The sequence below is a fragment of the Lactococcus formosensis genome, assembly GCF_037892375.1.
GTDB classification, from domain to species: domain Bacteria; phylum Bacillota; class Bacilli; order Lactobacillales; family Streptococcaceae; genus Lactococcus; species Lactococcus formosensis.
This window is the reverse complement of record NZ_CP141721.1, coordinates 833,845-850,084: the sequence shown is the minus strand read 5'-3', so window position 1 is coordinate 850,084 and position 16,240 is coordinate 833,845. Positions and strand designations below refer to the sequence as shown.

Annotated in this window: 14 protein-coding genes; 4 read left to right on the top strand and 10 right to left on the bottom strand. The window is 37.3% G+C overall.

The window, feature by feature from the left end; all coding sequences use genetic code 11:
* Nucleotides 1–12: 12 nt before the first annotated feature.
* The 8 genes from lanM to rlmH form a co-directional block, all read right to left on the bottom strand.
* Nucleotides 13–3,015 carry a type 2 lanthipeptide synthetase LanM gene (gene lanM / locus VNN39_RS04165; RefSeq protein ID WP_339007252.1) on the bottom strand — a complete coding sequence of 1,001 codons (3,003 nt, stop codon included), beginning with the start codon at nucleotides 3,013–3,015 and terminating at the stop codon, nucleotides 13–15.
* 433 nt (nucleotides 3,016–3,448) lie between these two features.
* Nucleotides 3,449–5,299, bottom strand: coding sequence for a proline--tRNA ligase (locus VNN39_RS04160; RefSeq protein ID WP_017369962.1), 1,851 nt, complete (start codon nucleotides 5,297–5,299; stop codon nucleotides 3,449–3,451).
* 26 nt (nucleotides 5,300–5,325) lie between these two features.
* Nucleotides 5,326–6,573 (bottom strand): RIP metalloprotease RseP, encoded by a 1,248-nt coding sequence (gene rseP, locus VNN39_RS04155; RefSeq protein WP_213497234.1) that lies wholly within the window; start codon nucleotides 6,571–6,573, stop codon nucleotides 5,326–5,328.
* A gap of 176 nt (nucleotides 6,574–6,749) precedes the next feature.
* On the bottom strand, nucleotides 6,750–7,544 hold the full coding sequence (locus VNN39_RS04150) for a phosphatidate cytidylyltransferase (RefSeq protein WP_017369964.1): 795 nt from the start codon (nucleotides 7,542–7,544) through the stop codon (nucleotides 6,750–6,752).
* The gene (locus VNN39_RS04145; RefSeq protein ID WP_017369965.1) at nucleotides 7,541–8,278 is read right to left on the bottom strand and encodes an isoprenyl transferase; all 738 of its coding nucleotides are present in this window, start codon (nucleotides 8,276–8,278) and stop codon (nucleotides 7,541–7,543) included. The genes VNN39_RS04150 and VNN39_RS04145 overlap by 4 nt, the downstream gene beginning before the upstream one ends.
* A 198-nt stretch (nucleotides 8,279–8,476) precedes the next feature.
* On the bottom strand, nucleotides 8,477–8,809 hold the full coding sequence (yajC, locus tag VNN39_RS04140) for a preprotein translocase subunit YajC (RefSeq protein WP_017369966.1): 333 nt from the start codon (nucleotides 8,807–8,809) through the stop codon (nucleotides 8,477–8,479).
* Nucleotides 8,810–8,883: 74 nt separating this feature from the next.
* Nucleotides 8,884–9,531, bottom strand: a complete 648-nt coding sequence (locus VNN39_RS04135; protein ID WP_270741305.1) for a DNA alkylation repair protein — start codon at nucleotides 9,529–9,531, stop codon at nucleotides 8,884–8,886.
* Entirely contained in the window at nucleotides 9,528–10,007 is a 480-nt protein-coding gene (gene rlmH / locus VNN39_RS04130; protein ID WP_096368977.1) for a 23S rRNA (pseudouridine(1915)-N(3))-methyltransferase RlmH, read from the bottom strand. The genes VNN39_RS04135 and rlmH overlap by 4 nt, the downstream gene beginning before the upstream one ends.
* A 303-nt stretch (nucleotides 10,008–10,310) precedes the next feature.
* Between rlmH and VNN39_RS04125 the strand changes: the two genes are divergently transcribed.
* From VNN39_RS04125 to VNN39_RS04110, 4 genes are all read left to right on the top strand, one after another.
* Nucleotides 10,311–11,528 carry a S1C family serine protease gene (locus tag VNN39_RS04125; RefSeq protein WP_339007251.1) on the top strand — a complete coding sequence of 406 codons (1,218 nt, stop codon included), beginning with the start codon at nucleotides 10,311–10,313 and terminating at the stop codon, nucleotides 11,526–11,528.
* Between the two features lie 96 nt (nucleotides 11,529–11,624).
* Nucleotides 11,625–12,623, top strand: coding sequence for a glycosyltransferase family 4 protein (locus VNN39_RS04120; RefSeq protein WP_096368976.1), 999 nt, complete (start codon nucleotides 11,625–11,627; stop codon nucleotides 12,621–12,623).
* Between the two features lie 12 nt (nucleotides 12,624–12,635).
* On the top strand, nucleotides 12,636–13,970 hold the full coding sequence (locus VNN39_RS04115) for a glycosyltransferase family 4 protein (protein ID WP_338997925.1): 1,335 nt from the start codon (nucleotides 12,636–12,638) through the stop codon (nucleotides 13,968–13,970).
* 50 nt (nucleotides 13,971–14,020) lie between these two features.
* Nucleotides 14,021–14,245 carry a YkuJ family protein gene (locus VNN39_RS04110; protein ID WP_017369972.1) on the top strand — a complete coding sequence of 75 codons (225 nt, stop codon included), beginning with the start codon at nucleotides 14,021–14,023 and terminating at the stop codon, nucleotides 14,243–14,245.
* Between the two features lie 29 nt (nucleotides 14,246–14,274).
* On the opposite strand, the gene VNN39_RS04105 is transcribed toward VNN39_RS04110, so the two are convergent.
* Together VNN39_RS04105 and VNN39_RS04100 are read right to left on the bottom strand one after the other, a co-directional pair.
* Nucleotides 14,275–15,324, bottom strand: coding sequence for a BMP family lipoprotein (locus VNN39_RS04105; protein ID WP_017369973.1), 1,050 nt, complete (start codon nucleotides 15,322–15,324; stop codon nucleotides 14,275–14,277).
* Nucleotides 15,325–15,482: 158 nt separating this feature from the next.
* Complete coding sequence (locus VNN39_RS04100) at nucleotides 15,483–16,232, bottom strand: tRNA1(Val) (adenine(37)-N6)-methyltransferase (RefSeq protein ID WP_213497223.1); 750 nt, start codon at nucleotides 16,230–16,232, stop codon at nucleotides 15,483–15,485.
* Between the last annotated feature and the right edge of the window lie 8 nt (nucleotides 16,233–16,240).

The following is a 16,240-nucleotide window of genomic DNA, read 5'->3' as shown; positions in this document are numbered from 1 at the left end:
TACTCCTTTAACTCATTCGATGTTTAATAACATAAGATTTGGTAAATCACCCAAATAGCTACTTCCCAGACCAGTTCTACCATCAAAAAGTCCTTTTATATCTGAACCTGACAGATTTTTTATTTTATAATCTCTAGAAAGTGAATTTTCTTTGATATTTGCATAAATTTGCTGACTTTTTAGTCGCCATTTATCATCTGAGCTGCACTTATATAGCTCTTCAATAGTTTTCAAAATCCCCCCTGTTCCATGACAGAGCGTATCGTCCAATGGAATCTCATCAAGGTCTTTTTCAAATTTTGCAACTAGTAGTTTAAGCTGTTTCTCAATATCTTGATTCTCAAAATATTTCAAAACTTCTATTCTGGCTTGAATCATGCCGGGGATTCCCCAACACCACTTGTGCCTGTCTTCATCTTTAATGTGTAATGACATTTCTTTGGAAAACAAGTCTTTAATCGCTTCTTTATCTACTTCTTGACCTGAAACGAGTGCTAAAGCAATCCCTGAAAGACCATGAGCGATGCCTACCGAATTTAAGCTTTTGTCTTTTTGCGTAATTTTTTCTTTTAGAATAGATCCAATAATTTTTATTGTTTGATTTGAAACCTTCTTATCTTCAAGCGTGTTATTGATTTTTTCTATAAGGCGCAAAATTCCAGCTAATCCGGATATATAATCAAACTGCTCAAATTTTTGGACATGCTCGTCTGAAAGTTCATTTAGTTTTTTAATGGTTAGATTTAAAAATTCTTCGTCTACAAGAGTTCCAAAATTTTTATATTCAACCAACATAGGGTAAATAGGGGAAAGCCACCCATCAAAAGCTCCTTTATAAGGCTGATGTTTAGAATGTTTAATTGCTGTGTTGAGCAATTTTTTATAGTAAGAAAAATAGACGTCCTTACCTGTTTTTTGGTAGAGATTTAAAAACAGTAATCCAATGCCACTTAAACCACTATAGAGACTGCCATCGCTAGATTCGAGATACCAATGTTGCTCGTCATTAGTCGCTAAATCCACAAAAGAAACCTCATCCTCGAATCGTACCATGTCTTTAATAAGGTCTCGAGCAATACTTTCTGATTCTTTTATATAATCAAATTTTCTTGTCATTCTTGAGAGTGCAATAAATCTAGTTTTCTCATTCAAATATGAATCTGACACTCCAAGCGCCAAAAGCATAATTTTGTATTGCTCTCTTATTTTAGTTTGATCAAACGCTTGAATTCTCTGTACCGCATCTTGAATACCCGAACTTTTAAAGTAATTATCATAGCTCTTATCACGACTATCAATAATAGCTGTAGAATCAGTATAGGCATAAAATATAGGAATGTCGTTAAAAATTAAATCTTTGACCTCACTACTCACAATCCGCTTATCCTTATATGGATAGGCCCATGCGTTCATCATCAGTCTTTCCCTGTATTTCATTTCGGAATTATAGTTTGGATGGCTGGCATAGCGCAACATCATCGCATATTGTTCCGTTCCTTTGGTTAGTACCCTAATCTTTTTCCCTTTAAATACATCCAGTAACTGGATAAATTCTTGCTTTCTCTCCATTACAAAGGTCATGAAGTCTTGAAAGCCTTCCAAAATTTTTAAGCGGTATTCTTGAAAATCAACCTCTTCATCATCGTTATTTTGAGGAATATTATGTCCTCCTTTAAAATAAGCATCTTGTTGCTCAAAATGGAATTGATCCGTGTTTATTCCCGTTGGGCCAAAAATTTTAGAGTTAGTTTTTACTTCTTTGCCATTTAATGCGCTTAGCTCTACCTCCTTCTTGATGCCAATATTAAGGTTTTTGGGCAATAGACTTGAATTCATAACAGAATCAAGCTGTAAATAATGAGTTATTTTTGAAAAAACAGATTCATTTTCAAACATTAAATGAGGCTGGAACATTGTCTCAATATCAATGATGATTGGATACTCACCCTCAGCAATAATATTTTCCATATGCAAATCATTAATGCCTAAAAGATAGCAGATAGCGACTAAATAACCATACCTGATATAAAATTTTTCTACACTTTCGCTATCAACACAATTTTTCTTTTCAATAAATTCGTTGTAAGAATAATCTTCCCTATAAGCCCCTTTAGGAAACCTCAAATCAAGAAGGTTAGAATTTTCGGAACACCAAGTGATAAACCTCTCAAATGATAAACTAATCTCCAAATTTCTAGGCTTGTAAACTACTTTTTTATTACCGAACACTAAAATAGTTACAGCATTACCTTGTTGATGAGAATCTCCTGTAGAAAGTTGGATTTCTGTCAATTCGAGTGTCTCTAAATGAAATTTTTCCCCTAGTTTTGGTAGGTCTATATCAAGTCTCTGAAACATAAGCTTGAAATTATTTATTAAATAATGAATTCTCTCAGTTGCAACTCTAGCTGCAACAGGATACTTTGAATAGAATGAAACCAAATCATCTTTTGATGTATAAGTTTTTTTAAGAAATTCTTGAAATTTCTCCGTACTATTTTTTGATTCAAAGCTATTTGTTTGCTTATAGAGTTCTAGTTCAATAGCAATTATTTTTCCAAAGATATTGAACAGTTCCACTCCTGCAGCTTCCACACAAGATTGAATTATATTTTCCGAAACTGTCAATTCCTTTAGTTCATCAATTGTTTTAAATAGTTGTTTTTTTAATAAAGCAAGAAATGGTTGATAAACGATAATAATACCATCTGAAAACTCAACCGTGTTGTAGTCAAACTCATCAATTATATTTTTTAGCTTGCTAAGCCACTCGACATTCCCATGCGCTTTTAGTTCAATAGGCTGTAAAGCAAAGGAGAACTCTTTCAGTGATATTTTTTCAGTTTCCAACATTTTCTTGAAATAAGTATCATTTAGAAGTGTACGCGCAGAACGCCATTCTTCCAAATAATTTGAGATACCTTCTTTTTCAGAAGAATAGTGCTTGACCTTTTCTTCTACTGTACTTGCTGAATCAATAAATATTGTTTCTATTTCAAATGAAAATTTTTCCATATACCCACCTTTATATCAATTCCTAAACCCATAATATTGTTTAACGCAAAATGTTTTGTTTATAAGATTTATTTTAATTCTTAATGTTATTATACAATTCGCTAAACCTAGATTCTTTTTTAAACCTTACCTTTTTTTTCAATATATTTGTGCTGTATTTTAGTGATGCTATCTATCAAAAACCAATAGTACTCTTCAATAAGTCCATTTAGCTAAGACTAGCTCCTTTCAAATATATTGGAATTATAAGAAGGAGTAATATTGAAATTTCAAAATATATTTGAATTTGTAAATGTCAGCCTTTTACGCCAATGACCGTGCTAACTAATTTACTTGTCGAATATTAGACAATTCGAGTATTGATTTCATCAACACATACAAAAAAATCGAGATTATAATAATCTCGATTTTTTGATGTTTTTATAATTTTTTATTATTTCGTCAAAATTTCAATCGTATTGACAAGTTCTTCTTTATTGATCTCAACAACTTCACCTGTTGCACGAATTTTCACTTCAACGATACCTTCGCTTGCTTTTTTACCGATCGTTACACGAACTGGTAAGCCAATCAAATCACTATCTGCAAATTTGACTCCTGCACGTTCATTGCGGTCGTCCACAAGAACTTGATAGCCTTTACCACGAAGGGCAGTTTCTAGTTCAGCAGTTACAGCCATTGCTTCTTCATCTTTAGTATTGACTGGTACCAAGTGAATATCAAATGGTGCAAGCTCTTTGGGGAAGTTGATTGACCAACTGAATTTGTATTCTTCACGTGGTGTTTTCTCTACGTAAATGCGGGCAAATTGTTCAAGAATTGCTGAAAGCAAACGGCTCACGCCGATACCATAACAACCCATAACGATTGGGACTGCCTTACCATTTTTGTCAAGAACGTTGGCACCCATTGAATCTGAGTAGCGTGTGCCTAATTTAAAGATATGTCCAATCTCAATACCACGCGCAAACTTAAGTGTACCACGACCGTCAGGAGACATTTCGCCTTCGTTAACCGTGCGTAAATCAACAAATTCGTCTACTTCAAAATCACGACCAAAATTAGCATTACGATAGTGGAAGCCATCTTCATTTGCTCCGATGATAGCATTCTTAACCGCTTGAACTTCACGGTCAGCAATAATCTTAACGTCTTTCAAACCGATAGGACCAAGTGAACCAAAGTGAGCACCAGCTAAGTTTTCAACATCTGCTTCTGTAGCAGGTTCGACAGAACTTGCACCTAAGTAGTTTTGGAGTTTCACTTCATTCAGCTCATCGTTACCGTGCATCAGCACCACAACCAACTCTTCATCAGCACGGAAAACAAGTGTTTTAATCGTTTCAGCAACGTCAGCTTCTAAAAAGGCAGCAACTTCATCGATTGTCTTCGCGTCAGGAGTAGCAACTTTTTCAAGTTCTAGCGTTTCTGTATAGCTGGCAATATTTTCAAACTTGTTTGTTGCCATCTCCAGGTTAGCAGAATAGTCACCACCGTCAGCATAAACAACTGTGTCTTCACCTGCCACAAGCCATTTGGCAAGTTCTTCTTGGATTTGTTCAATAACTGTATTTGGAATTTCATCAATAGATTCAATAGAATTTCCAAGAACCAACCATTTTTCCAAATCTGTACGATCAGCTGTAATAGCCATGAATTCTTGGCTATCTTTACCACCCATAGCTCCACCGTCACCAATGATTGCTTTGAAATCAAGTCCTGCACGACTAAAGATTTTTTCATAAGCACGTTTGTAGTCGTTGTAAGTTTCATCAAGACTTTCATAGTCTGCATGGAAACTATAACCATCTTTCATGATGAATTCACGACCGCGGAGCAACCCATAACGTGGACGTTTTTCATCACGATATTTCGATTGAATTTGGTAAACATTCAAAGGAAGTTTCTTATATGAAGTAACTTCATCACGTACCAAGGCCGTCATTGTTTCTTCATGTGTAGGACCTAAAATAAAATCAGAATGATCGCGGTTTTTCAACTTGTAGAGGTCTTCCCCATAAGTATCGTAACGTCCTGATTCACGCCAGAGGTCTGCTGTTAAAAGCGCAGGAGCCAAAAGTTCCACGGCACCAATTTCTTCAAATTCTTCGCGCATGATTGTTTTCAGTTTTTCAAGCACACGATTTGCCAATGGCAAGTAAGCGTAAATACCTGCAGAGATTTGACGAACATATCCGGCACGAACTAATAGAGCATGTGAGATAACTTGTGCATCGCTTGGCATTTCGCGAAGCGTTGGTATAAGCATTTTTGATTGTTTCATATTTTATTCCTTAAATTTTTCGTTTCTTATCTAATAAAGGCTCGGAGAATATCATTCCAAGTCACAGCAATCATCAGAATCACCATGAAGACAAGACCAACAAGCGTTAAAATTCCTTCTTTTTCTTGTGAGAGTGGTTTGCCTCGTAGGGCCTCAACAATATTGAGGACAATTTTCCCTCCGTCAAGGACGGGGATTGGGATTAAATTTACGATTCCCAGATTGATTGAGAGCATGGCAAGTAAAGCGATAACAGATAATAGACCTTCTCGGGCTGCTTGCCCACTTAAATCATAAATAGCCACTGGTCCACCAAGTTTATCAAGACTTGGCTGTGCAATGAGGTTACCTAAAGCTTTAAATATCAACGTTGTTGCATTAGCAGCCTGAGTAAAGCCTCCCGTTAGCTTATCTAAAAAGCCTGTTTTGATTGTTTGAGTGATACCAATGCGGTATCTTCCGTCAATTTTTTCTGGCTTGAGCTCCAGTGTCTTCGTCGCACCAGCACGTTCGATATCCAGCTTGATTTCACTGCCATCATTTGCACCGATCCTTTGGACAACTTCTTCCCAGTTATTCGTTTTTTCACCATTGACTGCTTGGATTTTATCCTTTGACTGTAAACCTGCCGAATAAGCAGGGGTGCCAGATTGGACTTGTCCGATTTGATTTGTATTAGAAGGTACACCACCTTGCATAAAAGTGATGATAATAAAAGCTATAATCCCTAAAATAAAGTTATTTAAAGGACCAGCGAAATTTGTTAAAATCTTGCCGAGAACGCTGGCACTTTGATATTGTACGTCGCGTGGAGCGATACGAAGTTCCGTGCCATCCGCTTCGATAATTGTTGCATCATGGTCAACTGAATAACGTTTTGTTTCACCAAAAACTTCTCCTTCGATGAAAAGTGCTTCTTCAAAATCGTATTCAGTGACCAGCATGGGGACACTATTTTCCAAAGTCACCCGCTCAGAAAGATTAATTTTAACCACCTGATTTTCAACAATCATCAAAGATGCCGGGGTTCCTTTTTTTATTTCCGTTGTATCATCGCCCCAGCCCGCCATGCGGACATAACCTCCAAGAGGAAGTATACGAATGCTATAAAACGTGCCATCTTTGGCTTGATGTGCAAAAATTTTGGGGCCCATTCCAATGGAAAACTCGCGGACTAAAATCCCCGCGCGCTTAGCAAAGAATAGATGACCATACTCATGTACAACAACAATAATACCAAAGACAATGATAAATGTTACCAATGTTTGAATCAATAAAGATCCTCCCTTAATCTTCTAGCTTTTCATCAGCTTGTGAGCGAATAACTTTAAAGGTTTATTTATTTCTTATTTTCTTTGAAATAAAACCCTCCTTAACACTCTATTTTACCTAAAGCGTAATAAAATGTGAAGTGAGAGTATTTTTATTTCGTATTATTTTACCTCAAGGCTTAGAACAAGCCTAATAAATGCATAATTGGGAAGACAAAGATTAAATTATCAAAGCGATCAAGCACGCCTCCATGTCCCGGTAAAAGTTTCCCTGAATCTTTTACCCCATAATGACGTTTGATGCTTGATTCTACCAAATCTCCAATTTGTCCTACGATAGAAAAAACAATAGTGAAGAGAATAAGCTTTACAAAGCCGATTTGAGGCAGTTCATTTTTGTAAAAGATGAACATAAGAATCGCAACGACTACTGCAGATAAGATACCTCCAATAGAACCTTCCACAGTCTTATTTGGCGAAACATCGGGTATTAATTTTCGTTTTCCAATTGATTTGCCAACGAAATATGCTCCGATATCTGTAGACCAAACAATGAATAAGGCCAAAAAGACGACAGCCAATCCACTCTCACGTGCCAAGAGTAAGCTTTGAAAGCCAATACCTACATAGAAGGCTGAGAGAAAAGGAAAGCCAATATCCTCAAAACTATACGAACCTTTGGAAAAAACCATAGCTGTCAACATCCCAAATAAACAAAGCATGAAGAGAAGGGTACTTCCTTCAACATCCATACCGAAAAAATATTTTCCGATTGGTAATGCCAAACATAGGGCAGCCATTGTTGATAATATTCCTTCAAAAGACATCAATTGTAGTTTGTGCATTTTGAACAGTTCATTCATCGCTATAATAACCAACAATGCTATTAAAATTTGAAAATACGCCCCGCCTGCCAACATCAGGCCAATAAAAACGGCTCCTCCGATAATAGCTGTGATTATACGCTTTATCATTTTACTCCTCCATATCTGCGATCACGTTTTTGAAACTCTAAAATAGCAGCATCTAAAGCTGCTTCATCAAAATCTGGCCAAGCTACATCTGTAAAGTAAAGCTCACTGTAGGCAGCCTGCCAAGGTAAAAAGTTAGACAAACGTAATTCACCTGATGTCCGGACAATCAAATCTGGATCACGTAAATCTTCAGGTAAAATTGATGTCTGCAAATGTGCCGAGAGTTCTTCTTCCGTTATTTCCGACAAATCTTGACCACTTTTTGCCAGCTCCTGAATAGCCAAAAGGATATCCCGACGTCCACCATAATTCATGGCAAAGTTAAGAATCATTCCTGTATTATTGGCTGTTTCAGCAGCTGCACGGTCAATTGAATTTAAAGTTGCTTTCGGTAAACCTTCACGCTCGCCAATCATCCGAATTTGGATATTTTCTTCATTAAGAATCGGAAGATATTTACTATAAAAATCGATGGGCAAACTCATGATAAACTTGACCTCATCCATAGGACGAGACCAGTTTTCTGTTGAAAAAGCATAAACAGTCATCACCTTTACACCACGCCGTTGTCCGTGGATAGCTGCCGTTTTTAGGGCATCCATTCCGGCCTTATGACCAAAAATTCTTGGTTTCCCTTGACTTTTCGCCCAACGACCATTTCCATCCATAATTATTCCAATATGCCGTGGCACTGGAATTTGCTCTTGCGAGTTATTTTTTAAGTTATTAAACATAGCACCTCACAGTTAGTACTCCCATTTTATCATATTTTGGATAAAAACACAGGTACATTCAATACTTTTTGCTCGGAAGCCGCTTCAACAGCGGCTTTAAAAAGAAAACGAAGACCTTTTTCCCAATATAATCAGGGGTTTTTCGAAAAACAAAAAGCCTATCATTAATGATAGGCTTTTAAACTTATCTTTTACTGCTTATTCTTCGATTGGGTTATCTTCTTTTTTAGTTTCTTCTACAACTGTTGGTTCAGAAACTGTTGGTGCTGCAGTGTTATTTTTTACTGTTTTAACAGCTGCACGGTCGAAAGTCAAAATAACGCCTTCACAATCTAATTCGATTGTCGCGTCCGCTTCATTAACGCCACTCAAGACACCGTGTAAACCACCAATAGTTACGATTTCTGCGCCAATAACCATTGAGTTCAATTGTTCTTGACGTTGTTGTTGAGCTTTCTTTTGGCTACGGTTCATGAAGAACATCATCCCACCTACAACAACAACCATAAAGATCAAAGACATAACATTCATTTATTAAATTCTCCTTTAAAACATTGATTATCCACAGACAATAGGACTATTATAGCACATTTTGTAAGGGCTGTCTATAAATACTTTGATGCTTCCCGCAAAGACAAATTCGCAAGTTTTTCTTCATTTTCGGCAAGAAAGCAAGCAACCCATTTTGGATTGGTCTTCGAATAATCTCTTAAAGCCCAACCAATAGCTTTATTAATGAAAAATTCCTTTGAGCCTAAGTTATTGTGAATTACGGCGGACAAGAGCTCTGTATCTGTTGCTTCTTTGAAACCGAGCTGACAGTCAATTGCAATTCTGCGAATCCAAAAGTTTTCATCTAGTGACCATGTCAAAATATCTTCTGTTTTTATCTTTGCGCTAAGCAATAGATACCCAACTAACTCATCTAAACTATCCACCGTTTCCCACCAAGACTTGGTCGTTGCCAGCTGATAAATTTTGTGCAAATCTGTAGCATCTAGATACTTCTTCATTTTTCGGAGATAGTCACATGCCAAATATTGAAATTCTCTTTCTTCTTCTGACCACAAGTGATCAACAAGTTGCCAATCCATTACCTTTTCTTCAGCTTTTTCTTTTAAGAAACTTTTTGATAACTCGCGACGAACCGGTGTTGGAAGCCCTAGAAACTTAAACTGGTTACGCAAGTAAGCTTCTTGCTTCTTTGCCTTTTCTGTATCAGCATGGGCATGAAAGTCTTCTAGGATTTTCATTTATGATAGGCACTCCCTCTATTTATCATTTGAGCGCGATAAATTTGCTCAATAAGCACAAGTCGCATTAGTTGATGAGGTAAAGTGAATCGCCCAAAAGAAATTTGTAAATCACTTCGTTTATAGACAGCATCGGATAACCCCAAAGATCCCCCAATTACTAGAACCAACTGGCGTGTGCCATAAATTTCACAGTTCTTCACAAACTCAGCCAAATCCTCACTGGTCATTAGCTTGCCTTGAATAGCAAGGATAGCCAGTTTATCCCCATCATCGATTCGAGCCAATATTTTTTCACCTTCTCGATTTTTTACTGCTTCCTTTTCCTTCTCTGAAGGATTGTCCGGAATTTTTTCATCTGGCAACTCAATGATTTCCACAGGATTCATCGTGCGCATACGCTTTTGGTATTCAGCTATTCCATCCTTTAGATATTTTTCCTTCAGCTTTCCTACAACAATTAATTTTATCTTCATTCCCCTATTTTATCTTTTTCCCCAGTTGAAAGCAAAATGAAAGCTATATTTATCAACATTTTTCACAATTTTTCCACATTCTTGTGGATAAACTGTGAATTTTATTCACTTGTACACAATTATTATTGGGTTTTACACATAAATGTGGAAAACTTGTTTTTCTATTTCCATTTTAGGGGCTTTTAAGGTATTATATAAATGTGAGTATCCCGCAATTATAAGTATTATATTAAAGATTATTTAAGGAATGTACATTATACTTGTGTATAAATATTTCTTACTGGAAAAGGAGATTCTTGTACTATGGCAAAAAAAAATATCGCCTCATTACTTATTACGGGCGTAGCCGGAGGTGCTATCGCTCTTGGGGGTAGTGCTATCTACCAAAATATGACTAACACGCCGTCATCTAATAATACTTCGGACAATTCTGTAAGTACAGTTAACGTACAAGTCAATACAGATACAACCAAAGCAATCAAGAAAATTTCAAACACTGTTGTTTCCGTACTTAATTACCAAAAATCGTCTTCAAGCAACGACTTTGAAAAGATTTTCGGCGGAGGCGACACAAGCAGCAATGAGAGTAACTTACCACAGCTATCTGGAGAAGGTTCTGGGGTTATCTATAAAAAGGACGGCAATACCGCATACATCGTAACCAACTATCACGTTATTGAAGGTGCGTCTTCCTTAGAAGTTCTCATGGCTGGTGGTCAAAAAGTAACTGCCGAAGTTGTTGGTTCCGATGCTTATTCGGATTTAGCTGTCCTCAAAATTGATGCCAAGTATGTCCAAGAAACAGCAACGTTCGGCAACTCTGACAAACTTACTGTTGGTAAACCTGCTATCGCCGTTGGTTCTCCTCTTGGAAGTGAGTATGCTAACTCAGCAACAGAAGGTATTGTTTCTAGTCTTAATCGCAATGTTACATTGCAAAACAGCCAAGGCCAAACCATTAATGTTAATGCTATTCAAACAGATGCAGCAATAAACCCCGGGAACTCTGGCGGTGCACTCATCAATATACAAGGACAAGTCATCGGGATCACCTCAAGTAAAATTACCTCAACACCAAGCGGAACAAGCAGCAGCGGTGTCTCTGTAGAAGGCATGGGGTTTGCGATTCCAGCCAATGATGTCGTCAATATTATCAATAAATTGGAAAAAGATGGCAAAGTTATTCGACCTGCTCTGGGTGTGCAAATGGTTAACCTATCAAGTCTTTCACAAAATATGTTGGCTTCACTCAACCTTCCTGAAGACGTGACGAACGGTGTTGCTGTCGCTGAAGTTCAATCAGGAATGCCTGCTGCCAAAGCTGGACTCAAGCAAGGCGACGTTATTGTCAAAATCAATGATGACGAAATCACTTCAAGTGTTAACCTTCAAAGCACACTTTATAAATCTTCAATTGGTGATACGATTAAGGTAACTTATTATCGTGACGGAAAACAAGCTACTACAAATATCAAGTTAGATAAAACAAGTAGTGATATCAATTTTGACAAGCAAAATTAAAGAATTATCTCCCCTTGAAACAGGGGTTTTTTTGATAAGTAAATATGATAAAAATCTATTTTTTGTTAATGAAATTATGGTAAAATAGTGATAAGCATGAAAATATTACTTTATTTAGAAGCCGAACAAATTTTGAGCCGCTCAGGAATTGGTCGTGCAATGAAACATCAACAAAGAGCATTAGATCTAATGCAAGTAGAGTGGACCCAAAATCCCAATGAGGACTATGACATTCTCCATCTCAATACTTACGGACCTCAAAGTTGGCGGATGCTCAAAAAAGCCAAAAAAGCTGGGAAAAAAGTCATCTTCCATGGGCATTCTACAGAGGAAGACTTCCGAGATTCATTTCTCGGTTCTAACTTAATTGCACCTCTGTTTAAACGCTACTTGATGCGTTTTTATCGTAAAGCTGATTTGGTGATCACACCTACCGACTATTCAGCTGGACTTTTACGTGGGTATGGCTTGACTTGTCCTATCTTGCCCATCTCCAATGGGATTGATTTGAATAAATATCAAGCTAAACCTGAGAAAGAGGAAGCTTTCCGCCAATATTTTAAGATTAAAGACCAACAAAAAGTGGTCATTTGTGCCGGACTTTATTTCAAACGGAAGGGCATTGACGATTTCGTTAAAGTTGCCGAAAAAATGCCAAATGTTCAGTTCATCTGGTTCGGCTATCAAAACCTTTGGACCATCCCTGGATGGGTACGTCGAATCGTTAAAAAGAACCATCCTGATAATGTGCGCTTCCCTGGATATATCAAAGGGGACATCTATGAAGGAGCAATGACTGCTGCTGATGCCTTCTTCTTTCCTTCACGTGAGGAAACCGAAGGTATTGTGGTTTTAGAAGCATTGGCCAGTCATCAAGATGTCGTGGTACGTGATATACCAGTTTATAAAGGATGGCTTGACACCACATCAGCTAGTTTAGCCTCAAATGTTGACGGTTTTGTAGCTGAGCTCGAAAAAGTACTGAACGGTACAATTGATAAAACAGAAAAAGGCTATCAAGTTGCACAAACACGCGCCATTGAACATGTCGCCGCTGAACTCGCTGCTGCTTATCGCCAAACTTTGGAGTTATAAAAGAGAAAGACTATGAGAATCGGAATTTTTACAGACAGCTACTTCCCACAAATTAGTGGTGTGGCTACAAGTATTCAAAGCTTAACTATTGAGTTAGAAAAACTCGGACATCAGGTTTTTATCTTTACTACAACAGATCCACATGCTGATGTTGATCATGAACCTGAAAATATTATACGTTTCCAAAGTGTACCTTTTGTATCACTTGCTGAACGTAAGATTGTAATCAAGGGAGTTTTTGCTGCTTATCAAATCGCACAGACTTACCAACTTGATATTATCCACACACAGACAGAATTTGGTATGGGAATCTTAGGGAAGATGGTCGCACAACAGCTTCAGATTCCTGTCATCCATACTTTACATACAAAATATGAGGACTACGTCCATTACATTGCCAAGGGACATTTAATTCGCCCTAGTATGGTGAAGTATATCATCAAGAACTTCCTACGCGGTAGTGAAGCTATTATTTGTCCTAGCCAAATGGTCTTAGATACTGTGAATGGCTACGGTATTGACTTGCCTAAACGAATTATCCCAACAGGTATTGATTTGTCCCGTTTCAAACGAGATGAAATTACTCACGAAGAGATTCAAGATCTACGTCATAGCTTAGGACTTAAAGATGATGAAACAATGCTTCTTAGTCTCTCCAGAATTGCGGCGGAGAAAAACATTCAAGCAGTTGTGGCAGCTATGCCACAGTTGGTGGAACAAATTGCTGTAAAATTGGTCATTGTCGGAGATGGTCCCTATATGAAGAATCTCCAAGAGCAAGTGGCTGAGCTAGGGTTGGAAGAATACGTTGTCTTTACAGGAGCTGTAGAAAATACAAAAACGGCTTACTACTATAAAGCCGCAGACTTTTTCATTTCAGCCTCTACTTCTGAAACTCAAGGTTTAACTTATCTTGAAGCACTAGCTGCCGGTACACGTGTTTTAGCAACCGTAAACCCTTATCTCACAGAGCTTATTGATGATAAGGAGTTTGGACGTCTCTTTGCTTCTGATGAAGAAATCGTAGATACAGTCGTCGCAGCGGTGCAAGAAAGCCAAACACTTGACCAAGACAAATTTGCTAAAAAATTGTACGAAATTTCTGCAGAAAACTTTGCGCAACAAGTATATAACTTCTATCAAGATACTATCGTTGAATACCAAGCACGTAAAAATTCTGAGCATTTCTTAGAAGAATTTGATGTCGTTACACAAAAATGGTCAAGACAAATGAAACGTTCCATCCGTAGAGAAAAAATTAGGGCCCAATATTTAACAAAAAAAGCAACTAAACTCGCTAAAAATCTACAGAATTATGTTAAAATAGATAAAGAAAATATGAAATAAGGCTTGTGGGACAATTAAAAAGTCCCTTAAAATAAGCATTGGAGGAAATAATGAAATCACATTTGATGGCAATCATGGATCGTTTGAATCGTTTGATTGAAACGGCTGATCCAAAAGAAACTTACAACTTTGAGCGCGAAGGTGAAGTTATTGCAACTGTAAGCTTCGTGCCAGAAGAAACTGCCTTTTCTATCAAATATCCAAAACAAAAAGATGTTTCTATCTTTGATGACATCGACCTTGTAGCAATCGAACTTTACGATATGATTTATTAAACAAAAAAACCATCCTTGATGGCTTTTTTTTATTTTTCTGGCACTGTAACTTTACCATCAATAATATTTTGTTTTGCCGCTTCAACTTCTTTCCACGTTTTATCTGATAAGTTATCTTTGGCAAGGCTAACCCCTCCATTTTTTAGATTATAATTAAGAACTTGTCCGCCAGGAAATTTATCATCCTTAGTTTTGTTTGCAATATCTTTTACAGCAACGCCAACTTCTTTAACAGATGAAGCCAAGACAAAGTTCGAATCTTTTCCGTCTTTAGATTTATAATTTCCAAGATACTCTTGATCCTGGTCTACTCCAATAACCCATACTTTATCTGCTTCATTTTTTGTAGCATTAAGAGCTTTAGCTTCAGAAAAGACACCGGCACCAGAACCACCTGCTGCTTGATAAATAACATCATTACCTGAACCATACATTGCTGCAGCTATCGTCTTGCCTTTGGCTGCATCAGTAAAAGTACCTGCGTACTGTACTTCAATTTTTATATCTGGATTAACTGATTTTACCCCAGCTGTGAAACCTTTTTCGAATGCAGTGATAATATCCGATTGCATCCCACCAACAAAACCGACTTTATCTGTTTTAGTGGTTTTTGCTGCAGCTACGCCTGCAAGATAGGCTGCTTCTTGGTCTGCGAATGTTGCTGAAGCAACATTATCTTGCCCTTTTATCACTGAGTCAATAATTGTAAATTTTGTATCAGGATTATTTTTTGCTGCCTGTGATGTTGCTTCTTGGAGGTCGAATCCAACACCGAATACCAAACCATAACCTGCCGAAACAGCAGAATTAAAGTTGGTTGTATATTCAGAAACGGCACTTGCATTAAAGTAGTTAATACCTTTTGATTGTGACAAACCGTTTTCTTTACCCCACTCTTGTAGGCCTTCCCATGCGGATTGATTAAATGAACGGTCATCTACCCCACCTGTACTTGGGACAAGCGCTACCTTCAAGTCTGTTGCAGCGCCGGCTGATTCAGTATTGCGACCACGACAACCAGCTAGGATAGTTACTGAGGCAAGTGCAAGTGCACCAAGTGTTAAAATTCGTTTATTCATTAAATAAAATTCTCCCAAAATTTAATAGATACCTACTATAACACAAGAACGGATTTTTTGAAAATATTTTCTTGTAAAATCCTCTTTTTTGTAAAATTTTACATTTTTTCTTATAAAAAAATACCAGATAATCTCTGGTATAATCAATCTTAAAACGTTTATGCTTCACCATAATAGATTTTTCGAATTTCTTCTGTATAAGCGCCATCCTCTCCATGTACAATCAAAGGTGGAAGAAAAACCTCTCCCCCAGCTTTCCCATCTTTAATCGCATCAATGAGTAGTATATTTGCTGCTTGATTGGCTTTTGGGTAAACAAACTGAATACGCTTAGGAATCAGATTATGAGCTTTCATTTTATCCATAATCTCAAAAAAACGGTCGGGGCGGTGGACCATGGCCAAATGTCCATTTGTTTTTAGAAGGCGCTTGCTGGTTTCAAAAATTTCATCAAGATTTGTCGCTAACTCATGGCGTGCAAGAGTGTAGTGGTGATTATCATTAATATGACTTGCTTCATCCAGCTTAAAATATGGGGGATTACAAAAAATTAAATCAACTGTTGAGGTATTGATATAGTCTAAAGATTTGTTCAAGTTATCATTGATAACAGTCATTTGTTCTTCTAAGCCATTTAGTTTAATGGAGCGCTGTGCCATTTCTGCTAAACGTTCTTGCAGTTCAATTTCTGTAATATGTGCATTAGTCATTGAGCTGGCAAAAAGGCCCACTGCACCATTTCCTGCACACATATCCACAATTTTTCCTTTTTTGGGAAGGCGCGGAAATTTTGCGAGGAGAATAGCATCAATCGAAAAGGAAAAAACCTCTCGACTTTGAATAATCTGGACATTCGATGCCGCGATCTGATCTAAGCGTTCACCAGCTTTTAATTCGATTTTAGTCATTCTTCTAT